The sequence below is a fragment of the Streptomyces prunicolor genome, assembly GCF_045162825.1.
In the GTDB taxonomy this organism is placed as follows: Bacteria; Actinomycetota; Actinomycetes; order Streptomycetales; family Streptomycetaceae; genus Streptomyces; species Streptomyces prunicolor.
In genome coordinates, this window is record NZ_CP108676.1 from 5976166 (window position 1) to 5997451 (window position 21286).

Annotated in this window: 19 protein-coding genes; 7 read left to right on the top strand and 12 right to left on the bottom strand. The window is 70.0% G+C overall.

Annotation, left to right across the window (positions count from 1 at the left end):
- Positions 1-95: 95 nt before the first annotated feature.
- Both OG588_RS27605 and OG588_RS27610 read left to right on the top strand, forming a co-directional pair.
- A complete protein-coding gene (locus OG588_RS27605; protein WP_405949645.1) occupies positions 96-971 on the top strand; it encodes an NUDIX hydrolase in 876 nt (291 codons plus the stop codon).
- Positions 972-1011: 40 nt separating this feature from the next.
- Positions 1012-1842: an MBL fold metallo-hydrolase gene (locus OG588_RS27610; RefSeq protein WP_405949646.1), complete on the top strand. Its 831-nt coding sequence runs from the start codon at positions 1012-1014 to the stop codon at positions 1840-1842.
- On the opposite strand, the gene OG588_RS27615 is transcribed toward OG588_RS27610, so the two are convergent.
- The 3 genes from OG588_RS27615 to OG588_RS27625 form a co-directional block, all read right to left on the bottom strand.
- On the bottom strand, positions 1843-2664 hold the full coding sequence (locus OG588_RS27615; protein WP_405949647.1) for a nucleotidyltransferase domain-containing protein: 822 nt from the start codon (positions 2662-2664) through the stop codon (positions 1843-1845). It abuts the gene before it with no gap.
- Positions 2665-2723: 59 nt separating this feature from the next.
- Positions 2724-3767: a PQQ-binding-like beta-propeller repeat protein gene (locus OG588_RS27620; protein ID WP_405949648.1), complete on the bottom strand. Its 1044-nt coding sequence runs from the start codon at positions 3765-3767 to the stop codon at positions 2724-2726.
- A gap of 80 nt (positions 3768-3847) precedes the next feature.
- Entirely contained in the window at positions 3848-4522 is a 675-nt protein-coding gene (locus OG588_RS27625; RefSeq protein WP_019063754.1) for a Crp/Fnr family transcriptional regulator, read from the bottom strand.
- 252 nt (positions 4523-4774) lie between these two features.
- Between OG588_RS27625 and nth the strand changes: the two genes are divergently transcribed.
- The 3 genes from nth to OG588_RS27640 all read left to right on the top strand — a co-directional run bounded on the left by nth (position 4775) and on the right by OG588_RS27640 (position 7776).
- Positions 4775-5662 (top strand): endonuclease III, encoded by an 888-nt coding sequence (gene nth / locus OG588_RS27630; RefSeq protein WP_405949649.1) that lies wholly within the window; start codon positions 4775-4777, stop codon positions 5660-5662.
- Between the two features lie 98 nt (positions 5663-5760).
- Positions 5761-6456 carry a CoA pyrophosphatase gene (locus OG588_RS27635; protein ID WP_266860102.1) on the top strand — a complete coding sequence of 232 codons (696 nt, stop codon included), beginning with the start codon at positions 5761-5763 and terminating at the stop codon, positions 6454-6456.
- Positions 6457-6576: 120 nt separating this feature from the next.
- Entirely contained in the window at positions 6577-7776 is a 1200-nt protein-coding gene (locus OG588_RS27640) for a MarP family serine protease (RefSeq protein ID WP_405949650.1), read from the top strand.
- Positions 7777-7802: 26 nt separating this feature from the next.
- Here the strand turns inward: OG588_RS27640 and OG588_RS27645 are convergent, their stop codons facing one another.
- The 6 genes from OG588_RS27645 to OG588_RS27670 form a co-directional block, all read right to left on the bottom strand.
- The gene (locus tag OG588_RS27645; protein WP_078623198.1) at positions 7803-7982 is read right to left on the bottom strand and encodes a hypothetical protein; all 180 of its coding nucleotides are present in this window, start codon (positions 7980-7982) and stop codon (positions 7803-7805) included.
- Positions 7983-8153: 171 nt separating this feature from the next.
- A complete protein-coding gene (locus OG588_RS27650; protein WP_405949651.1) occupies positions 8154-9104 on the bottom strand; it encodes an alpha/beta fold hydrolase in 951 nt (316 codons plus the stop codon).
- On the bottom strand, positions 9101-9586 hold the full coding sequence (locus OG588_RS27655; RefSeq protein ID WP_366098780.1) for a phage holin family protein: 486 nt from the start codon (positions 9584-9586) through the stop codon (positions 9101-9103). The genes OG588_RS27650 and OG588_RS27655 overlap by 4 nt, the downstream gene beginning before the upstream one ends.
- Before the next feature lie 43 nt (positions 9587-9629).
- Positions 9630-11066, bottom strand: coding sequence for a Na+/H+ antiporter NhaA (gene nhaA / locus OG588_RS27660; protein WP_405949652.1), 1437 nt, complete (start codon positions 11064-11066; stop codon positions 9630-9632).
- Between the two features lie 288 nt (positions 11067-11354).
- The gene (gene acs / locus OG588_RS27665) at positions 11355-13316 is read right to left on the bottom strand and encodes an acetate--CoA ligase (RefSeq protein WP_405949653.1); all 1962 of its coding nucleotides are present in this window, start codon (positions 13314-13316) and stop codon (positions 11355-11357) included.
- Between the two features lie 166 nt (positions 13317-13482).
- Positions 13483-16095, bottom strand: coding sequence for a bifunctional SulP family inorganic anion transporter/carbonic anhydrase (locus tag OG588_RS27670; protein WP_405949654.1), 2613 nt, complete (start codon positions 16093-16095; stop codon positions 13483-13485).
- A 336-nt stretch (positions 16096-16431) separates the two neighbouring features.
- Here OG588_RS27670 and OG588_RS27675 point away from each other — a divergent pair, with 336 nt between their 5' ends.
- Positions 16432-17703 (top strand): hypothetical protein, encoded by a 1272-nt coding sequence (locus OG588_RS27675; protein WP_405949655.1) that lies wholly within the window; start codon positions 16432-16434, stop codon positions 17701-17703.
- Positions 17704-17724: 21 nt separating this feature from the next.
- Here the strand turns inward: OG588_RS27675 and OG588_RS27680 are convergent, their stop codons facing one another.
- Positions 17725-18705: an ATP-binding protein gene (locus tag OG588_RS27680; protein ID WP_405949656.1), complete on the bottom strand. Its 981-nt coding sequence runs from the start codon at positions 18703-18705 to the stop codon at positions 17725-17727.
- A gap of 101 nt (positions 18706-18806) precedes the next feature.
- Here OG588_RS27680 and OG588_RS27685 point away from each other — a divergent pair, with 101 nt between their 5' ends.
- Entirely contained in the window at positions 18807-19631 is an 825-nt protein-coding gene (locus OG588_RS27685; RefSeq protein ID WP_393032352.1) for an oxidoreductase, read from the top strand.
- Positions 19632-19660: 29 nt separating this feature from the next.
- Here the strand turns inward: OG588_RS27685 and OG588_RS27690 are convergent, their stop codons facing one another.
- Both OG588_RS27690 and OG588_RS27695 read right to left on the bottom strand, forming a co-directional pair.
- Positions 19661-19825 (bottom strand): hypothetical protein, encoded by a 165-nt coding sequence (locus OG588_RS27690; RefSeq protein WP_158697987.1) that lies wholly within the window; start codon positions 19823-19825, stop codon positions 19661-19663.
- Positions 19826-19969: 144 nt separating this feature from the next.
- On the bottom strand, positions 19970-20812 hold the full coding sequence (locus OG588_RS27695) for an HAD family hydrolase (RefSeq protein ID WP_405949657.1): 843 nt from the start codon (positions 20810-20812) through the stop codon (positions 19970-19972).
- Positions 20813-21286 lie beyond the last annotated feature (474 nt).

Below are 21286 nucleotides of genomic sequence, written 5' to 3' on the forward strand. Positions count from 1 at the left end.
CGCTGTCCCGGGGTGCGCGATCGGGCGTCATGGCTGTCCAGGGGTGCGTGTTGTTGCCTCTCGAACATCCGCGCACTACGGGATAGCCTCCGCCCATGGCGAACGGTCAGTGGTTCCCGGCGGAGTGGCCCGAGCGTATACAGGCGCTCGCGGAGGGCTGGCTCACGCCGGTGGAGCCCAGGCGGGCGGCCACCGTGATGCTCCTGAAGGACACCGGTACCGACACCGGCCCTGCCGTCCACATGCTGCGCAGACGCGCCTCCATGGCCTTCGCCGGGGGCGCGTACGCGTACCCGGGCGGCGGTGTCGACCCGCGTGACGACGACCACCATGTCCGCTGGGCGGGCCCCACGCGCGCGTGGTGGGCGAACCGGCTGGGCGTCGACGAGACGGCGGCCCAGGCGATCGTGTGCGCGGCGGTCCGGGAGACGTACGAGGAGGCGGGCGTCCTGCTCGCCGGCCCGACCCCCGACTCGGTCGTCGGCGACACCACGGGCGCCGACTGGGAGACGGACCGCGCCGCCCTGGTCGCCCGTGACCTGTCCTTCGCGGAGTTCCTCGACCGCCGGGGCCTGGTCCTGCGCTCCGACCTGCTGGGCGCCTGGGCCCGCTGGATCACCCCGGAATTCGAGACCCGCCGCTACGACACCTGGTTCTTCGTGGCCGTCCTCCCGGAGGGCCAGCGCACCCGCAACGCCTCCACGGAGGCCGACCGCACGGTGTGGATCACCCCGGGCGAGGCGGCGGCGTCGTACGACAAGGGCGATCTGACGATGATGCCGCCGACCATCGCGACCCTGCGCGGCCTGATCCCGTACGGCAGCGCGGCCGAGGCGTTGTCGTCGGCCCCGGAGCGTGATCTGACGCCTGTCCTCGCCCGGGCCCGCCTGGAGGGCGGCGAGGTCGTCCTGTCCTGGCCGGGCCACGAGGAGTTCACGAAGCGCATCCCTGCAGGTGGGACACCCGCATGACCACCCCACCCCCACCCGACCCCACAGAAGGCGCCCCCGCATGACCGACGCAGCCGCCCTCCCCGGCCAGCCACGTGGCGGGGTTCTCACCGGCCCCGCCACCGCCCGTGCCGTCAACGTGCTCGCGCCCAACGCGTCCGCGATGACGCTGGACGGGACCAACACGTGGATCGTCGCGGAGCCGGATTCCGAGTTGGCGGTGGTGATCGATCCGGGGCCGTTGGACGAGGGGCATCTGCGCAACGTCGTCGACACCGCCGAGAAGGCGGGCAAGCGGGTCGCGCTGACCCTGTTGACGCACGGGCACCCCGACCACGCCGAAGGTGCCGTTCGGTTCGCCGAGCTGACGGACACGAAGGTGCGCGCGCTGGATCCGGCGTTGCGGCTCGGGGACGAGGGGCTCGCCGCCGGGAACGTGATCCGGGTCGGCGGCCTGGAGCTGGTCGTCGTGTCGACGCCCGGGCACACCGGAGACTCCCTGTGCTTCCATCTCCCGGCCGATCAGGCCGTCCTGACCGGGGACACCGTCCTGGGGCGCGGTACGACCGTCGTGGCGCATCCTGACGGCCGCCTGGGGGACTACCTGGACTCGCTGCGGCGGCTGCGGTCCCTCACGGTCGACGACGGCGTCCACACCGTCCTGCCGGGGCACGGGCCCGTCCTGGAGGACGCCCAGGGTGCCGTCGAGTTCTATCTCGCCCACCGCGCCCACCGGCTCGCCCAGATCGAGACGGCCGTCGAGAACGGCCACCGGAGCCCGGCCGAGGTCGTCGCCCACGTCTACGCGGACGTCGACCGCTCCCTGTGGCCGGCGGCGGAACTGTCCGTCCTGGCCCAGTTGGACTACCTCACGGAACACGGGCTGATCTAGTCAGTCGGGGCGTGACGCCTTGACGCCGTGCACGCGCGCGTACTCCTCTGCCAGCCACGCGCCCAGATCGTCGACGTACGACCGCAGGACGCCCGCGTCGCCCGTCGGGTCGTATCCGTACTCCGCCGCCCTGCGCAGGGCCTCCGCCCGCTCCGGGTAGTACACGGCGAACGCCTCTGCCATCTCCCGTAGGTCGCTGGTCCAGCCGTTCCAGCGGGGCATGACGAGGGTGAAGCCGGTGCGGACCAGGCGCCGGGACATGTAGCGCACCAGGGGGCGCCGGGCCTCGTCCGTGTCCTCGGCTGTGGCGATGCGCTCGCGCCAGCGGGGGAGCAGCAGCGCCAGGTCGCCGTTCGTCTCCCGGGCGAGCTGCGAGTCGGGGCGGTAGCGGGGCAGGTCCTCGGCCAGGTCCTCGCCGAGCAGCGGTGTGCACAGGCACGCCACGAACCACCCCAGGTCGTACGTCTCCGGCTCGCTCAGCAGCCGTGCCCGGCCGTACAGCAGCGTGCCGACGCCGTCGATCTCCGGGAACTCCTTGTCGAGTGCCTCGCCGAGGTTCCGGGCCTCTGCGCGGTCCTCCTCGGTCGGCTCCTGCCGGGTCACCACGAGCAGGTCCAGATCGCTGCGTCCCACGCGCGCGGTGCCGCGCGGGATCGACCCGTAGAGGTACGCGCTGTTGAGGCGTCCCCCGTAGAGGTCGATCAGCCGGTCACGCGCGGCGGCGACGACCGGTCGGAAGGCGGGCGAGATGCGCCCCAGGGAGCCCTCGCGCTCGATGTATCCCTGGGGGTCGAGTCCTCTGTGGTGGACCGTTTCGGGCATGGGGTCACTGTGCCGGGAGACGGGTCCCCGGGGAGCGCTTTTGCGATCGTGCAACGGGGTCATCTCCAGCGGAACATCCGTAACCCGTGGCTGTAGTCGCCGGCTTCGCAGCCCACCGCGATCAGGTCGCCGGACGCGGCGACGAGCGGGTCGAAGGCGGTGCCGCGCAGCCTGCGGTGGGCCACCACCCGGCCGTCGGCGGGGTCGAGGACGCTGAGGCGACCGCCGTACTCGTGCACGACCAGCAGCCGGCCGCGGTGGGCGAAGACGGCGTCCTGGTAGGTCTCCTTGCCGTGCCACTCCCACAGGAGCTCGCCTGAGGAGAGGGAGTACGCCCCGAGCCGGTTGCCCCGGTCGAGTTCGGCCCTGTCCCGGGGGACCAGGCCCACCACCAGGACGTCACCGGTCACGGCGACCCGCTCGCCGAACCGCTCGTAGCCATCCGGCAGCGCCAGCGTCACGCCCTCCGTACCGCCGTCGTCCAGGAAGAGGAGCCGGTGTCCGCCGCGCGCGCCGCGTGTCTTCAGGACCGCCACGAAGGGGTCCGCGCTGAGGACGGACACGCTCTCCACGCGCGCGTCCGTGACGTCGTACTTCCACCGGATCTCGCCCGTGTCCACGTCGAGGGCGCGCATCACCGGCCGCGTATCCCAGTCCTTCCAGGACTCGCCGGTCGTCGCGATGAGTCCCCCGCCGAGGGCGACCTTGGCCGGGAGGTGCCCCAGGGGGGCCGCGTCCTGTTTCCGGCGGCGTACGACCTCGCCCGTGTCGATGGCCAGGGAGGTGAGGCCGACGCGTTTCGCGTCCCGGCGCCCGTCGTCGTAGTGCATCACCACCCCCACGCCGTCCTCGGCGTCGGCGGACACCAGGCCGACGACCTGGTCGCCGGGCGGCTGCCAGGTCCACAGCGGTTGGCCCGTGGCGGTCCGGAACGCCTGTAGGCCGTCGGTGCGGGCGATGACGACGGTGTCGTCCGTCAGCCACAGGCCCAGCGGCTTTCCGCCGAGGTCGCCCGTCGCGTCGGGTGTTCTCCACAGTCGGCGCGCCGATCTTCGCCACCAGGAGTGTTTCCAGGCCGAATCCGACGCCTTGTCCTCGTACATCCCCACCCCTGGTGATACGCGAAGGGCCCCGCTGCCGAGCGAGGCCCTTCCACACGTACGAAAAGTACGAACTACGAAAGCTAGCGCGAGCGCTTCGCCAGCCGCTCGACGTCCAGCAGGATCACCGCGCGGGCCTCCAGGCGCAGCCAGCCGCGGCCCGCGAAGTCCGCCAGCGCCTTGTTGACCGTCTCGCGGGACGCGCCGACCAGCTGGGCCAGCTCCTCCTGCGTGAGGTCGTGCACCACGTGGATGCCCTCCTCGGACTGCACGCCGAAGCGGCGGGAGAGGTCCAGCAGGGCGCGGGCCACGCGGCCGGGCACGTCCGAGAAGACGAGGTCGGACATCGCGTCGTTGGTCTTGCGCAGGCGCCGGGCGACCGCGCGCAGCAGCGCGGAGGCCACCTCGGGGCGGGCGCTCAGCCAGGGCTGGAGGTCGCCGTGGCCCAGGCCGAGCAACTTGACCTCGGTGAGCGCGCTGGCGGTCGCCGTACGTGGGCCCGGGTCGAACAGCGACAGCTCGCCGATCAGCTCGCCGGGGCCGAGGACGGCCAGCATGTTCTCGCGGCCGTCCGGGGAGGTGCGGTGAAGCTTCACCTTGCCCTCGGTGACCACATAGAGCCGGTCGCCGGGGTCGCCCTCGTGAAAGAGGGAGTCCCCGCGCGCGAGGGTCACCTCACTCATGGAGGCGCGCAGCTCCGCGGCCTGATCGTCATCGAGCGCCGCGAAGAGCGGGGCGCGCCGCAGAACGTCGTCCACGAGTTCTCTCCTTGTCGACCTGCTCAGGGGATGGTGCTCCCCTTTGTTACCAGGGGACCGTGCTCCCCATTTTGCTGGACCGTCCAAACAGTGTGATCTGTCACAAGGATGCCGCACTGGTGTCCCGAGGTAAGCGGCAGGGGTCCAATTGGGGGCTGATCTTCGGGGTCCGGGGCGGATGTCAGTGCCGGGCTCTAGGCTGGCCGGGTGTCCAAATCGCCGGTGAGAGCACAGGCCAAGGGGGCTGGGCGGATGGTTGTACCTCGTGATTCCGCTGTGGGCGAACAGGGCCCTGACGGCGGTAAGAAAGCGGCAAAGGTGACAAAAGTATCGGCGCGGAAGACGGCGGTCACGGCGGGCGTGAAGACCGAGTCGCACACCGCCCTCGTCCGCCGCGCCCGCCGTATCAATCGCGAACTGGCCGAGATCTATCCGTACGCCCACCCGGAGCTCGACTTCGAGAACCCCTTCCAGCTCGTCGTCGCCACGGTCCTGTCCGCCCAGACGACCGACCTGAGGGTCAACCAGACGACCCCGGCGCTGTTCGCCAAGTACCCGACCCCCGAGGACCTGGCCGCCGCCGACCCGGAGCAGGTCGAGGAGATCCTCCGCCCGACCGGGTTCTTCCGGGCCAAGACCAAGTCGGTCATAGGGCTCTCCAAGGCCCTGGTGGCCGACTTCGGCGGCGAGGTGCCCGGCCGCCTCGAAGATCTCGTCAAGCTGCCCGGTGTGGGCCGTAAGACCGCCTTCGTGGTGCTCGGCAACGCCTTCGGGCGGCCCGGCATCACCGTGGACACGCACTTCCAGCGGCTCGTACGGCGCTGGAAGTGGACCGAGGCGACCGAGCCCGACAAGATCGAGGCCGCCGTGGGAGCGCTCTTCCCGAAGAGCGACTGGACGATGCTGTCCCACCACGTGATCTTCCACGGCCGCCGTATCTGCCACGCCCGCAAGCCCGCGTGCGGCGCCTGCCCGATCGCCCCGCTCTGCCCGGCGTACGGCGAGGGCGAGACCGACCCGGAGAAGGCGAAGAAGCTGCTCAAGTACGAGAAGGGCGGCTATCCGGGTCAGCGCCTGAACCCGCCGCAGGCCTATCTGGACGCGGGCGGCAAACCGGCGCCGCCGCTGGGATCGGCGTGACCGGGTCGACGTGACGGGGACCGGCGTGACATCGGGGGCCGGATGACGGAACGATCTCGGAGGTATCGGGCGTTGATCAGTGGGAACGGGGGTGGGGGATGACACGCGCGAGCAATACCCAGGGTGTGGTGCTCAGCAAGGACGGGCTGCCGGGCTGGCTGGATCCGGTGGTGCACGCCGTGGAGACGGTCGAGCCGCTCCAGCTGAGCCGGTTCCTGCCGCCGGAGGACGGGGCGGGGCGGCAGTCGGCGGTGCTGATCCTCTTCGGGGAGGGTGATGGCGTTCAGGGGCCCGAGCTGCTGCTCATGGAGCGGTCGAGTTCGCTCAGGTCGCACGCGGGGCAGCCGTCCTTCCCCGGTGGTGCCCTCGACCCCGAGGACGGTGATCCGACGGGTGACGGGCCCTTGCGGGCCGCTCTCCGCGAGGCCGAGGAGGAGACCGGGCTCGACCCGGCCGGAGTGCAGCTCTTCGGGGTGCTGCCCAAGCTGTACATCCCGGTGAGCGGCTTCGTGGTGACACCGGTGCTGGGCTGGTGGCGGGAGCCGACCCCGGTGGGCGTTGTCGATCCGAACGAGACGGCGCGCGTGTTCACGGTCCCCGTGGCGGATCTCACGGATCCGGCCAACAGAGTCACCGTCACGCACCCCAGCGGCTTCCTGGGTCCGGCATTTCTGGTCGAATCGACCCTCGTCTGGGGCTTCACGGCCGGAGTCATCGACCGCCTGCTGCACTACTCCGGTTGGGAGCGGCCCTGGGACCCCGAGAAGCAGGTCCCCCTCGACTGGCGGTCATGACAAGGTGTCCGTCGTGCTGTGTCTTCCCGGGGGACGCTGCATCCAACAGCCGCGTCGCGGCGGGCCGGACCCCCGGCGGCCCTGGAGTGATCGCGAAGTCATGAGGCGAGGCTTGAACCGGTGAACGTGCTGGACATCCTGTTGCTGGTCGCCGCCGTGTGGTTCGCGATCGTGGGCTATCGCCAGGGGTTCGTCGTCGGCATCCTGTCGGTGATCGGGTTCCTGGGCGGCGGTCTCGTCGCCGTGTACACGCTGCCCGTGATCTGGGACGCGCTGACCGAGAAGTCCGAGGTCAGCACCACCGCGGCCGTCGTCGCGGTCATCATCGTCATCGTCTGCGCCTCCGTCGGCCAGGCTCTGACCACCCACCTGGGCAACAAGCTGCGCCGGTACATCACCTGGTCCCCGGCCCGCGCCCTGGACGCGACCGGCGGCGCCCTCGTCAACGTCCTCGCGATGCTCCTGGTCGCCTGGCTGATCGGCTCCGCGCTGGCCGGCACCACCCTGCCGACGCTCGGCAAGGAGGTCCGCAGCTCCAAGGTGCTGCTGGGGGTCTCCCGGGCGCTGCCCTCGCAGGCCGACACCTGGTTCGCGGACTTCTCCTCCGTCCTCGCGCAGAACGGCTTCCCGCAGGTCTTCAGCCCCTTCGCGAACGAGCCGATCAACGACGTCCAGCCGCCCGACCCGGCCCTCGCCTCCAGCGCGGTCGCCACCCGCGCCCAGGCTTCCATCGTCAAGGTCATGGGCACCGCCCAGAGCTGTGGCAAGGTCCTGGAGGGCTCCGGCTTCGTCTTCGGCGACCGCCGCGTGATGACCAACGCGCACGTCGTCGGCGGCGTCGACGAACCCACCGTTCAGATAGGCGGCCAGGGTCGCAAGTACGACGCCAAGGTCGTCCTCTACGACTGGCACCGCGACATCGCCGTACTCGACGTACCGGACCTGAAGGCGCGCTCCCTGCAGTTCGCGACCAAGGACGCCACGAGCGGCAACAGCGCGATCGTGGCCGGCTTCCCGGAGAACGGGTCGTACGACGTCCGTGCCGCACGCGTGCGTGGCCGCATCACGGCCAACGGCCCGGACATCTACCACCGCGGCACGGTCCGCCGCGACGTGTACTCGCTCTACGCGACCGTCCGCCAGGGCAACTCCGGCGGCCCGCTGCTCACGCCCGAGGGCAAGGTGTACGGCGTGGTCTTCGCGAAGTCCCTCGACGACCCCGACACCGGGTACGCGCTCACCGCGGACGAGATCCAGCCGGACATCGTCAAGGGGCGCACCGCGAACGAGCAGGTGGACAGCGACAGTTGCGCGCTGTGAGCCCGGCTCTTTAAAGGGGGGCTGCGTCAGCCTCGAGGATGACGCAGCCGTACCGAGACCCAGCGGGCCCGGCGGCGCAGAATGCGCGGGATCCCCACCCTGAGGTCTGTGCCCTGGAGTTGCGGGGCGCCCCGTTGGTGGGAGCTCAGACCGTGGTCCGAGCGGCGATTGCGTGCTGCGTCACTGTAGTCGTGCGTCCAGCCCATACCCCTCCGTCTGCCCCTGCCCCAAGGTCGATAACCACCCCTTGGGACCCCAATTGGCGTATGCGCGAGGCAAGTAGCCGTTCGTAGGACAGGTGTTCAGATCCGGATACCGGGCGCAGCGGGACGGTCACTGACGGGTCATCGGCGGGTCATCGATGGGTCAGTGGTGGGTCACCGGTCGGGTTCGGGATCCTGCAGCCAGTTGACCAGTTCGGTCGAGAAGGCCACCGGGTCCTCCTCGTGCGGGAAGTGCCCCAGCCCGTCGAACAGCCGCCAGCGGTACGGCGCTTCGACGTACTCCCCGGAACCCGCCGCGCTGCGCGTGCGCAGCACCGGGTCGAGCGAGCCGTGCAGATGCAGCGTCGGCACCCGCACCGGCCGCTTCATGCGCCGGTTGAACTGGATGCCGTCCGGGCGTGCCATCGACCGCACCATCCAGCGGTACGGCTCGATCGAGCAGTGCGCGGTCGACGGGATCAGCATGGCCCGCCGGTACGCCTCGATCGCCTCGTCGTCGGGCAGGCTCGCGCCGGACCAGTCCCGGATCAGCTTGCCCACCAACTCGGCGTCCTCGGCGAGGAGTTGCCGCTCGGGGATCCAGGGCCGCTGGAACCCCCAGATGTAGGAACTCGCCGTCGACTGCCTGACGTCGGAGAGCATCGCGTTGCGCCAGCGCCGGGGATGCGGCATCGAGGAGACGGCGAGCCGGCGCACCAGCTTGGGGCGCATCGCCGCCGCCGTCCACGCCAGATAGCCGCCCAGGTCGTGGCCGACCAGCGCGGCGTCCGGCTCGCCGAGGGAGCGGATCACGCCGGTGATGTCGAGGGCGAGGTTGGCCGGGTCGTAGCCGCGCGGGGTGCGGTCGCTGCCGCCGACGCCCCGCAGGTCCATGGCGACGGCCCGGAACCCGGCGTCGGCCAGCGCGCCCAGCTGGTGCCGCCAGGTCCACCAGAACTGGGGGAAGCCGTGCAGCAGCAGCACCAGCGGCCCGTCGCCCACCTCCGCGATGTGGAAGCGGGCGCCGTTGGCCGCGACATCCCGGTGGGTCACCTCGCGCCCGCCGGGAATGTCGAGCCGTACGACCGAAGCAGGTTGTGCCCAAGGATGGGCGGGGTCCGTCATGAGGTCGAGCGTGCCACAGCCTCGATGGCTTCGGGGACACGGTCCTCGATCGCCGCGCGGGGATGCGGCTTGGCGTTGCCCAGGACGCCCGCGGTCTCCTTGACCGAAGCGGCCACCTTCTGCGGGCCCTTGCTCTTCGCCGCCTTCTTAAAGAAGAGCACGCCCACCAGCCCGAGGACGACCGCGACGAGCACGTTCGCGGCGAAGGAGAGCAGGAAGCAGAGCGCCATGTTCCAGCCGCTCCAGGTCCGAATCCCGTACGCCAGCGCGAAGTTGAGCATCGGCAGGGAGAACAGCAGCACCACCGCGGCGACCGTGAACGCGCCGCCGCCCGCGACACCGCGCTTGACGTCCTGCTTGAGCTGCGCCTTCGCCAGCGCGATCTCGTCGTGCACCAGCGCGGACATCTCGGTCGTCGCCGAGGCGAACAACTGGCCGATGCTGCGTTCGGCGCCGACCGGGCTGCCGTCGGGTGCGCTCATCGCGTACTCCCTCATCTGCATGTGTTTGTACCGTCTGGTCAGATCATGCCGGACCGTCGTTGTCCTCGCCTGCCCCGCCCGCCACTTCGGCAAGCCCGCGTCGCTCGGCGGCCTTCACCTCGGCGAGCCTGCGGTGCTCGGCGGCCTTGCGCTCGTGGATCTCCGCCATGCGCAGGTGGTACGACGGCTCGTCCTGCTCGTAGATGTCGGGGATGCCGTCGAGGTCCTCGTCGCGCTCCTCGTCCTCGTACATCCTGCGGTACCTGGCGTTGCGCAGCTTGAGCAACACGGTCGCGCCGAGGGCCGCGATGACGGAGCCGACGAGGACGGCCGCCTTGACCTCGTCGGTGAGCATCTGGTCGCCGTCGAACGCGAGTTCTCCGATGAGCAGCGACACAGTGAAGCCGATGCCGGCCAGCGAGGCGACCGCGAACACGTCCGGCCAGGCGAGGTCGTCGCTGAGCGAGGCCCGGGTGAAACGGGCCGTCAGCCAGGTCCCGCCGAAGATGCCGACCGCCTTGCCGATGACGAGTCCGAGGACCACGCCGAGCGTCTCCGGTTTGGTGAATACGTCGCCCAGCGCGCCGCCCGAGATGGCGACCCCGGCGCTGAACAGCGCGAACAGCGGCACCGCGAGGCCCGCCGACAGCGGCCGTACGAGATGTTCGACGTGCTCGCCGGGGGAGTGCTTCTCGTCCTCGCGGGTGGTGCAGCGCAGCATCAGGCCCATCGCGACGCCGGCGATCGTGGCGTGGACGCCGCTGTTGTACATCAGCGCCCAGATGACGAGTGCGAGCGGGACGTAGACGTACCAGCCGCGCACGCCCTTGCGCAGCAGCAGCCAGAAGACGGCCAGGCCCACGGCCGCCCCGGCGAGCGCCACGAAGTCGATGTCGGCGGTGAAGAAGACCGCGATGATCAGGATCGCGAAGAGGTCGTCGACCACTGCGAGGGTGAGCAGGAAGGCGCGCAGCGCGCTCGGCAGGGAGGTGCCGATGACCGCGAGGACGGCGAGCGCGAAGGCGATGTCAGTGGCCGTCGGCACCGCCCAGCCCTGGAGGGAGCCGCCGCCGGTGAGGTTGGTGAGTGTGTAGACGAGTGCCGGTACGGCCATCCCGCACAGGGCCGCAACGACCGGTAGGGCGGCGGCCTTGGGGTCGCGCAGGTCGCCCGCGACGAGTTCGCGCTTCAGCTCGATGCCGGCGACGAAGAAGAAGACGGCGAGGAGGCCGTCGGCGGCCCAGTGGGCGACCGAGAGGTGCAGGCCGAGGGCGCCGGGGCCGAGGTGGTAATGGCTGACGCTCTCGTAGCTGTCGTGCAGGGCGGGGACGTTGGCCCAGATCAACGCGGTGACCGCGGCGATCAGGAGGAGGACACCGCCGACGGTCTCGGTGCGCAGCGCGTCCGCGACGAAGTTCCGCTCGGGCAGGGACAGCCGTCCGAGCACTTTGCGGGCGGCGGTGGGGCGGGGCGCGGTCACGGGGAGACCTCCGGGGTGGCGGGCAGCACAGAGCACTTGCCGACCAGACTTCCCGGCGCACCTTGTCGCGTCCTTGACGCTTTACTTAGCTTACCTAAGATGCGGCGGGATGGGTCCTGCGGATCTCGCGTCTAGGGGTTCTACGGGTCGTACGGGCACGTCTACGGGTTTACGGGTCGCACGTCTACGGGTTCTACGGGTCTCACGTTATGCGCGAAAGGGGCGCCCGGCATGTTCGCCGCCGGGCGCCCTTCGTCGTCGTATGCGCAGGTCAGTCCGCTGTCCTGGTCAGTCCTCGCTGGGCGCGGCCGGGAGCTTGTCCTGGATCAGGGTCATGACGGTGGAGTCGGTCAGGGTGGTGACGTCTCCCAGCTGACGGTTCTCCGCCACGTCGCGCAGCAGGCGGCGCATGATCTTGCCGGAGCGGGTCTTCGGCAGCTCGGCCACCGGGAGGATCCGCTTGGGCTTGGCGATCGCGCCGAGGACGGCGCCGACGTGGTTGCGCAGGTCGGCGACGAGGTTCTCGTCCTCGGCGTTCGCCGTGCCGCGCAGGATCACGAAGGCGACGATCGCCTGCCCGGTCGTCTCGTCGGCCGCGCCCACTACGGCCGCCTCGGCGACGGAGGGGTGGGAGACGAGCGCCGACTCGACCTCGGTGGTGGAGATGTTGTGCCCGGACACGAGCATCACGTCGTCCACGCGGCCGAGCAGCCAGATGTCGCCGTCGTCGTCCTTCTTCGCGCCGTCACCGGCGAAGTACTTGCCCGGGAAACGCGACCAGTACGTGTCGAGGAACCGCTGGTCGTCGCCCCAGATCGTGCGGAGCATCGACGGCCACGGCTCGGTCAGGACCAGATAACCGCCGCCGCCGTTCGGGACCTCGTTGGCCTCGTCGTCGACGACCGTCGCGGAGATGCCGGGCAGCGGGGTCTGCGCGGAACCGGGCTTGGTCGCGGTCACGCCCGGCAGCGGCGAGATCATCATCGCGCCGGTCTCGGTCTGCCACCAGGTGTCGACGATCGGCGTCTTGTCGGCGCCGATGTGCTTGCGGTACCAGATCCACGCCTCGGGGTTGATCGGCTCGCCGACCGAGCCCAGGATGCGCAGGCTGCTGAGGTCGAACTTCGCGGGGATGTCGTCGCCCCACTTCATGAACGTACGGATCGCGGTCGGCGCCGTGTACAGGATCGTCACCCCGTACTTCTGGACGATCTCCCAGAAGCGGCCCTGGTGCGGGGTGTCGGGGGTGCCCTCGTACATGACCTGGGTCGCGCCGTTCGCGAGCGGGCCGTAGACGATGTACGAGTGGCCGGTGACCCAGCCGACGTCGGCCGTGCACCAGTAGACGTCGGTCTCCGGCTTGAGGTCGAAGACCGCGTGGTGCGTGTAAGCGGCCTGGGTGAGGTAGCCGCCGGAGGTGTGCAGGATGCCCTTGGGCTTACCCGTAGTACCGGAGGTGTAGAGGATGAAGAGCGGCTGCTCCGCCTCGAACGCCTCGGGCGTGTGCTCCGCCGACTGCCGGTCGACGATCTCGTGCCACCACACGTCCCGCTCGTCGTTCCACGCCACGTCCTGGCCCGTACGGCGGACCACCAGCACGTGCTCGACACTGCTGTCCGCGCGGTCGACCGCGTCGTCCACGGCCGGCTTGAGGGCGGAGGGCTTGCCGCGCCGCCAGCCGCCGTCGGTGGTGATGACGACCTTGGCGTCCGCGTCCTGGATGCGGGTCGCGAGCGCGTCCGCCGAGAAACCGCCGAACACCACCGAGTGCGCGGCGCCGATGCGCGCGCAGGCCAGCATCGCGACCGCAGTCTCCGGGATCATCGGCATGTAGACGGCGACCCGGTCGCCCTTCTGAACTCCCAGCTCCAGCAGGGCGTTCGCGGCCTTGGAGACCTCGTCCTTCAGCTCGGCGTAGGTGATCGCGCGGCTGTCGCCGGGCTCGCCCTCGAAGTGGATGGCGACGCGATCGCCGTTGCCCGCCTCGACGTGCCGGTCCACGCAGTTGTACGCCACGTTGAGCGAGCCGTCCTTGAACCACTTGGCGAACGGCGGGTTCGACCAGTCCAGCGTCTCGCTCGGTTCCTTGGCCCAGCTCAGGCGCCGGGCCTGCGCGGCCCAGAAGCCGAGCCGGTCAGCCTTGGCCTGCTCATACGCCTCCGCAGTGACATTGGCGTTCGCCGCCAGGTCCGCGGGGGGTGCGAACCTGCGCTCCTCGCGCAACAGGTTGGCCAGGCTTTCGTTGCTCACGGCATCTGCCTTTCCCAGGGTGTCCGTTGTGTCCCGGGCCAGCTCATCAGACCCGGGGGTCCGATGACAAGGGTCGCCGAATTATTGGTTTAGACCTGTCATCGGACCTGCGGGCGATGCGTGTGGCGAGGGTCTTACGTACCCACGGACGCCGGGTGAACGAGGTTCAAGCCGACAGATCCGCCACCCCCACCCCATCGAACAACTGCTCCCCGTCCTCCTCGGTCAGCAAGTACGCCTGCGCCTCCCCGACATGGAAGTACATCCCGTGCAGCTCCAACGCCCCCTCCCGCAAGGCCCGAGCCACCGACTCGTGCCCCCGCAGATGCTCCAACTGCTGCACCACATTGGTCAGACACAGCTGCTCCACGGCGTCGGCGGGCGCCCTTGCGGTCAATCGCGCCCAGGGCCGGCCGTCGTCGGCCATCCGCTCCAGGCTCGGCAGCCCGTTCCGCAGCCACCGCTTCAGCGGCGTCTGGGCGCCCCCGGGCTCGGAGTTGAGCAGCGCCTGCATGGCACCGCACCCGGAGTGCCCGCACACCGTGATCGATCTCACGCGCAGCACGTCCACCGCGTACTCGATCGCGGCGGCCACCGAGTCGTCCCCGCTCTCCTCGCCGGGCGGCGGTACGAGGTTGCCCACGTTCCGCACGACGAACAGGTCGCCGGGACCACTGGAGGTGATCATCGACGTCACGAGTCGCGAGTCGGCACAGGTCAGGAAGAGCTGCGAGGGCCGCTGCCCTTCCTTGGCCAGCCGGGCCAGCTCGCCCCGCACGAGGGGTGCGGTGTTGCGCTGGAACGCGCTGATGCCACGGGCCAGTTGGTGACCTCCGGGTCCGGTGCCGGGGTTGGTGCCGGTTCCGGGGTGGGGTCCGGTGCCGGTGTCCTTGTGGGTTCCGGGGTGGGGGTCCGTGCCGGTGCCGGTGTCGCCCGGTGTGGTGGTGCCGGGTGCGGGACGGTCCGTGGGCTTGCCCGGGTGTCCGCTGGGCGGGGCGGACTGCGGGTGGTCGCACTGGTGGTTGCGCCAGGGCGTCCAGGGGTGGCAGCGGCAGGCGGTCGACGTCGTCGGCTCGCCGGTCGGAGCGTCGGCCGTGGCGCGAGCCGGAGCCGGAGCCGTGGTGCGGGCGGGAGCCTCGGTCGTCGTGCCGCTGCCGCTGGTCGAGCCGGTCGCGGTGTCGGCCGGTGTCGCCTCGCCCCCGGTGTGGTCAGGCTCGGTGACACGAACTCCCGTACGCCGCCCGGTCAGTTCGGCGGAGCCCCCGCGCGCGGTGTGTGCGTTCTGCCAGTCCTGCAGTGACTCGTACGCCGCGTGGTCCATGAACGAACCGTCCAACTCCACGACGACGTGGGTGCCTTGGGGTACGAGATGCAGGGTGCGGCTGAGCCGTGGCACCGCGAGGAACGTCAACTGCCCTCGGACGTGTACGTGATGGACTCCTTCCTTCTCGTCGTGCGTGATGCGGGTGTGGGCAAGGCGGTTGAGGGCGACGGCGACGGCCACGGTGACCCCGAGGAGCACGCCCTCCAGGACGCCGAGGAAGACCACGCCGAGGGTGGTGACGGCGTAGACCAGGACTTCGCGGTGGCGGGTCACCGTGCGGATGTGGTGCAGGGACACCATCTGGATGCCGACGGCCATCACGAGTGCGGCGAGCGAAGCGAGCGGGATCAGCTCCAACACCGGGACCATCAGCAGCGCGGCTACCACTACGAGAACGCCGTGCAGCATCGTGGAGTTCCGGCTCACGGCACCTGCTTGCACATTCGCCGAACTCCGTACGGCCACGCCCGCGACCGGCAGTCCGCCGAGCGCGCCGGAGACGATGTTGGCGGCGCCCTGGCCCAGCAGTTCGCGGTTCAGGTCGGAGCGGCCGACGCGTGCGGAGAGCCCGGGCTGCCCGGCGACCAGCTTGTCCACGGCGACCGCGCCGAGCAGCGACTGCACGCTGCACACCAGGGTGGTGGTGAGGACGGCGGCGGCGATCCCGAGCACCGGCCCCTCGGGGAGCCCGGCCAGCGCGTGGCTGCTCCAGGACGGCAGGTCGACCTTGGCCAGGCTCAGCCCGGTGAGGGAGGCGGTGAGGGTGGCTCCGGCGACGGCGACGAGCGCGGCCGGGATCTTGCGCATCAGGTGCCCGAGCCGGCCGGGGACGCGCGGCCACAGCAGCAGAAGGGCCAGCGTCAGCACGCTCATCGCCACGTCGGCGGGGTGCAGGTCCGCCAACTGGGCGGGCAGCGCGCGGAGGTTGGCTAGGACCGAGCTCTGCGGGGTGCCGCCCAGCACGATGTGCAGCTGGGCGACGGCGATGGTGACACCGATGCCCGCGAGCATGCCGTGCACGATTGCGGGGCTGACGGCGAGCGCGGTGCGGGCCACGCGCACGCAGCCCAGGGCGAGTTGGGCCAGTCCTGCGAGGACGGTGACCGCACAGGTCGTACGCCATCCGTAGCGGTGGATCAGGTCGGCGGTGACCACGGTGAGTCCGGCGGCCGGGCCGCTGACCTGGAGGGGGCAGCCGCCGAGCAGACCGGCGACCAGGCCGCCCGCGGCGGCGGCGACCAGGCCGGCCTGGAGGGGCGCGCCGGTGGCGAGGGCGATGCCGAGGGACAGGGGGAGGGCGATCAGGAAGACTGCGATGGAGGCCGACACGTCGGCGCCCGCGATACGGAAGCGGCGGGGCGCGGGCGGCGGCGGGCTGTGGGGTGGGTGGACGCGCTTCGTCCGATGCACATTGGCATTCGAGTCGGTGGCGCGGGTGGGTACGCAGGCTGACATGTCTTCCCGTCTCCTCCGGGGCAGCGCGGTCGCGGAACTGGTGGTCCCCGTCGATGGCGGGGGTCGGTCGCGGCCGTGGGGTCACGGCGTGCAGCGGCGGGATATCTCAACGCTCGGTAAACGGATCGTAATGCAGAGTAAAGGTCATGCATAGGATTTGCGGGCAAATGGCCCTATAAGTCACCTCAGAGAGTGAAGTGACAATTTCATCGGCTTGTCGTACTAATCCCACCTTTGGTCCCGTGCGACCTTGGCGGCGCTGCCGGGATTCCCGGCACATCGTCAGAAAACGCCCTGATCGGCGTCGGTCCGAACGAAGGAAGAAGGTGGGCGGACATGGCCGCCACCCAGAGGATCACCGCGGGCGCCGTGATCGCCGCGGCCTGTGCCGCGTCGCTCGCCGGTTGCGCGATCGGCGACAACGGTTCCCCGCGCGGAGCGCACGGTCCGCACAAGGCGGCGCCCGCCCCGGCACCCAAGAGCGGAGTCCGCCTGATCGGGGACGGCTCCACGTCGTACACCGGGGCGCAGCCGCATCTGCCCAGACCCGAGCGGCTCAAGCCCGGTCAGAAGCCCCCGCAGTTCGTCGTCTTCTCCTTCGACGGCGCCGGTGAGGACAGCCAGAAGCTGTTCTCCCACTTCCGCAAGGTCTCCAAGGCCAACCACGCGAACATGACGTACTTCCTCAGCGGCGTGTACATGCTGCCGGAGGACAAGCGCGACCTGTACAAGCCCCCGGAGCACTCGCCGGGCAGCTCGGACATCGGCTTCAACGACGAGCAGGGCATCGCCGACACCGTGAAGCAGCTGCGCCTGGCGTGGCTGGAGGGCAACGAGATCGGCACCCACTTCAACGGTCACTTCTGCGGCAAGAACGGCGGGGTCGGCGAGTGGTCGGTCGCCGAGTGGAAGAGCGAGATCGCCCAGGCGAAGCAGTTCGTGAAGACCTGGAAGACCAACTCCGGGATGAAGAAGGCGTCTTCACTGCCCTTCGACTACGACAAGGAACTCGTCGGCGCCCGCACGCCCTGCCTGGAGGGCCAGGCCAACTTCATGAAGGCGGCGAGCCAGTTGGGCTTCCGCTACGACACCAGCGGGGTCAACGACCAGATCTGGCCCAAGAAGAAGGAGGGGCTGTGGGACCTGTCCATGCAGCTCGTCCCCTTCCCCGGCCACACCTACGAGCAGCTGACCATGGACTACAACTTCATGGTCAACCAGTCCGGCACACAGACCCAGGGCGACCCCGACAAGTTCGACCAGTGGGGCGACGAGATGCGTGACGGCCTGCTCAAGGGCTTCGACCGCGCCTACGACGGCAACCGCGCGCCCCTGGTCATCGGCAACCACTTCGAGTCCTGGAACGGCGGCACGTACATGCGTGCCCTCGACGAGGTCATCGAGAAGGTCTGCAACAAGCCCGAGACGCGCTGCGTGTCCTTCCGGCAGCTGTCCGACTGGCTGGACGCCCAGGACCCGCAGACCCTGGCGAAGCTGCGCACCCTGAACGTCGGCGAGGCACCGAAGCCCGGCTGGACGTCCTTCCTGACCGGCCGCCCCGCCCCGGCCCCGAAGGGCGTCCCCGGGGCGCCGGCGGTCAAGCAGTGAGCGATCGAGAAGGGGTGCGCCTCACACCGTGGCGGTGACGCTCTCGTCGAGCACGAACCCGGGGTCGACCTGCGCCGCCAGGTCGGCCCCGGTGCGCTCGTTGCCCCAACTCTGCGCGTTCTTCAGGTGGAAGTGCACCATCTGCCGCGTGTAGCGCTCCCAGTCGCGCAGTTCGTACGTCGCGTCGGCGGCGATCTCCAGCAGGCGCAGGGCGCGGCGGTTGGCGTCCTCCAGGAGCTCGAACCGGGGCGGCCGGCCCTTCTCCATGGCGCGCACCCAGTCCGAGTGCCCCACCGTCACGAGCAGGTCGTCCCCGACTTCGGCGCGGAGGAAGTCGAGGTCGTCCTGGCCTTGCACCTTGTTGCCGACGACCTTCAGGACGACCCCGAAGTCGCGGGCGTACTCCTTGTACTGGCGATAGACGGAGACCCCCTTCCGGGTCGGCTCGGCCACCAGGAACGTGATGTCGAAGCGGGTGAACATGCCGGAGGCGAAGGAGTCCGAGCCCGCCGTCATGTCCACCACGACGAACTCGTCGCGCCCGTCCACCAGGTGGTTCAGGCACAGCTCCACCGCTCCGGTCTTGGAGTGGTAGCAGGAGACCCCCAGGTCGGCGTCGGTGAAGGGGCCCGTGACCATCAAACGGACGGCGCCGCCGTCGAGTTCCACCGGTCGCGCGCAGGCGTCGTAGACCGGATTGTTCTCGCGCACTCGCAGCAACCGGGAGCCCTCGCCGGGCGGGGTGGTCTTGATCATCGTGTCGGCGGAGGCGATGCGCGGGTTGGTGCCGCGCAGGTAGTCCTTGATCAGGGGGAGGTGCTCGCCGAGTGCGGGCAGTGCGGCTGCCTCGGACTCGTCCAGGCCGAGGGCGGGGCCCAGGTGCTGGTTGATGTCCGCGTCGACGGCGACGACCGGTTGGGCGGTGGCCGCGAGGTGGCGGACGAACAGGGAGGACAGGGTGGTCTTCCCGCTGCCGCCCTTCCCGACGAAAGCAATTTTCATGTTCACGAAGCGTAGTCGTGACGTAGCTGTGCGTGGCAGGTGTGCGTGAAGAAGACCACTCAATCGTGGGGCGCGCCCCTGGGGTGGCTACTGTCGTACTCATGAGTACGACAGACGCGACCGCCGATCCGCTCGCGGCCCTGGGCACGCTGCCCGGAGTTGCCGAGTCCGTGGAGTCCATGCGCAAGGCAGTGGACCGGGTCTACGGGCACCGCGTCATGCGGCGACGCAGTAACGAGCTCACCGCCGAGGCGGCACTGCGCGGCGCGCGCGGCTCGGCGGCGCTGTCCGGGGCCGACTGGGCACTCGAAGAGGTGCGCCGGCGCACCGACTTCAGCGGCGACGCGGAGGCCCGCACCATGGGCGCGGCCCTCCGGCTGTCCGCAGAGGCGGGCCAACTGCTGTCCATCTGGCGGCAGTCGCCCCTCCGGGTGCTCGCCCGGCTGCACCTGGTGGCGGCCGCGAGCAACGAGGGCGAGGTCGGACGGCCGCGACAGCAGGGCGAGCCGGTCGACGAGCCGCTCGTCGAACTGCCGTTGCCGAGCGCGGCCGAGGTGTCCGGGCGCCTGGACGGACTCGCGGACCTGATCATCGCGGGCGGCTCGGCACCGGCGCTGGTGACCGCCGCCGTCGTGCACGGCGAACTGCTCGCCCTGCGCCCCTTCACCTCCCACAACGGCCTGGTCGCGCGCACGGCCGAGCGGATCGTCCTCATCGGCAGCGGCCTCGACCCGAAGTCCGTGTGCCCGGCGGAGGTCGGCCACGCCGAACTGGGGCGCGCGGCCTATCTGGGGGCGCTGGACGGTTACGTATCGGGCACCCCGGAGGGCATGGCCGCCTGGATCGCGCACTGCGGCAGGGCTGTCGAGCTGGGGGCGCGCGAGTCGACGGCGGTGTGCGAGGCGCTCCAGCGCGGGGCCGCCTGACAGCGAAATGGCCCTCTACTGGAGGGCCGTCAAAGGGATGCGGCGGTACGAGGATTCGTACCGCCGCTGGCATGTTCCACCGGGTTACCAAGCGTCCTCGAAATATTGCCCATCAGGTCGGGAACGTTGCCCGTCACCTGGTGCGGCTGGCCCGTAATCGACGGGTCGACGTCGCGTGGGTGCTCGGTGTTCATGCGCGGTCCGTGGGGCCAAATGCGTTATTAAGGTGATCCTTTCGGATGTCCTTGGTCTCGCGGGCCGTGGAATCCTTTGTACTCCAGCCCTGAGGGAAGCGGAACCCCTCGCTGTGCTTCTTTACTTTTACGTTCAAAGGGTCACTAACCGGCGTAAACGGTCGCCGCCCTGCGTCGGCTCGCGTACCAGACGAGCCCCGCCGTGGCCGCCGCTGCACCCACGGCCGCGGCCACGACCAGCGCCGGGCGGGGCGGTACGGAGAGCGTGGGCAGCCGCTGCTTGAGCCGGACAGGGCGGTTGAAGTCCAGAATCGGCCACCCGCGCGCGAGTGCCTCGCGGCGCAGCGTGCGGTCCGGGTTCACGGCGTAGGGGTGGCCCACGGACTCCAGCATCGGCACATCGGTCGCCGAGTCGCTGTAGGCGTAGCAGCGGTCGAGGTCGTACCCCTCCGACTGCGCCAGCTCCTTGATCGCCTCGGCCTTCGTCGGGCCGTACGCGTAGTACTCCACCTCGCCGGTGAAGCAGCCGTCGTCGCCCACGACCATGCGGGTCGCCACCACCCGGTCCGCGCCCAGGAGTTCACCGATCGGCTCGACCACCTCGGCGCCCGACGTGGACACGATCACCACGTCGCGGCCGGCGGTGTGGTGCTCCTCGATGAGGGAGGCCGCCTCGTCGTAGATGATCGGGTCGATCAGGTCGTGCAGCGTCTCGGCGACGATCTCCTTGACCTGCTGGACGTTCCAGCCGCGGCAGAGTGCGGACAGGTACTTGCGCATCCGCTCCATCTGGTCGTGGTCGGCGCCGCCGGTGAGGAAGACGAACTGCGCATAGGCGGTCCGCAGGGCGGCCCTGCGGTTGATCAGTCCGCCTTGGTAGAAGGACTTGCCGAAGGTGAGCGTGCTCGACTTCGCAATGACCGTCTTGTCCAGGTCAAAGAAGGCTGCTGTGCGAGGCAAGGAGTGGTTTTCCACAACCCAGAGCATAGGCGCAGCCCATTCGGCGTAAGGTGAGGCGCGTGGGTTTGCCTGAGAGGCCTCTCGGGTACACCATGGAAGTCACGGATCGTTCGCGACCGTGCTAACGCGGCCCGGCTCCTCCCCCCCGAGTCGGCCGTGAAGGCGACCCCCACTCTCCCCCCCGGTGGGGGTCGTCGCATGTCCGGACGCGTTTTCCCTCCCTGTACGTGGTCGTGAGGCCATCCCGAGGCGGCTGGTGCCGCCTCTTTTTCATGCCCGGGACTCGTCACTGTGGGTAGTTGGCGGACTGCGCTGCGGAACTCGCACAGAGGGCAGTACTGGGGTCACCGGTATGGGTGAAGGCGATATTCACAGGCCCGGAGTTGTCCACAGTTTTCGACCAAGATCCACATGATTTCCGCGATGCCCGCACCGTGATTGCAACGCGTCCTCGCTTGCGGCGAGTTCATGGCCCGTTCCGTTTGTCGGACGCGTTTGGCC

Excerpts from the sequence above, each read along its gene's own strand:
- OG588_RS27605 (WP_405949645.1), top strand. The coding sequence starts at position 96 with ATGGCGAACGGTCAGTGGTTCCCGGCGGAGTGGCCCGAGCGTATACAG.
- OG588_RS27610 (WP_405949646.1), top strand. The coding sequence starts at position 1,012 with ATGACCGACGCAGCCGCCCTCCCCGGCCAGCCACGTGGCGGGGTTCTC.
- OG588_RS27615 (WP_405949647.1), bottom strand. The coding sequence starts at position 2,664 with ATGCCCGAAACGGTCCACCACAGAGGACTCGACCCCCAGGGATACATC.
- OG588_RS27620 (WP_405949648.1), bottom strand. The coding sequence starts at position 3,767 with ATGTACGAGGACAAGGCGTCGGATTCGGCCTGGAAACACTCCTGGTGG.
- nth (WP_405949649.1), top strand. The coding sequence starts at position 4,775 with ATGGTTGTACCTCGTGATTCCGCTGTGGGCGAACAGGGCCCTGACGGC.
- OG588_RS27635 (WP_266860102.1), top strand. The coding sequence starts at position 5,761 with ATGACACGCGCGAGCAATACCCAGGGTGTGGTGCTCAGCAAGGACGGG.
- OG588_RS27645 (WP_078623198.1), bottom strand. The coding sequence starts at position 7,982 with ATGGGCTGGACGCACGACTACAGTGACGCAGCACGCAATCGCCGCTCG.
- OG588_RS27650 (WP_405949651.1), bottom strand. The coding sequence starts at position 9,104 with ATGACGGACCCCGCCCATCCTTGGGCACAACCTGCTTCGGTCGTACGG.
- OG588_RS27655 (WP_366098780.1), bottom strand. The coding sequence starts at position 9,586 with ATGAGCGCACCCGACGGCAGCCCGGTCGGCGCCGAACGCAGCATCGGC.
- OG588_RS27670 (WP_405949654.1), bottom strand. The coding sequence starts at position 16,095 with ATGTCAGCCTGCGTACCCACCCGCGCCACCGACTCGAATGCCAATGTG.
- OG588_RS27675 (WP_405949655.1), top strand. The coding sequence starts at position 16,432 with ATGGCCGCCACCCAGAGGATCACCGCGGGCGCCGTGATCGCCGCGGCC.
- OG588_RS27680 (WP_405949656.1), bottom strand. The coding sequence starts at position 18,705 with ATGAAAATTGCTTTCGTCGGGAAGGGCGGCAGCGGGAAGACCACCCTG.
- OG588_RS27685 (WP_393032352.1), top strand. The coding sequence starts at position 18,807 with ATGAGTACGACAGACGCGACCGCCGATCCGCTCGCGGCCCTGGGCACG.
- OG588_RS27690 (WP_158697987.1), bottom strand. The coding sequence starts at position 19,825 with ATGAACACCGAGCACCCACGCGACGTCGACCCGTCGATTACGGGCCAG.
- OG588_RS27695 (WP_405949657.1), bottom strand. The coding sequence starts at position 20,812 with ATGCTCTGGGTTGTGGAAAACCACTCCTTGCCTCGCACAGCAGCCTTC.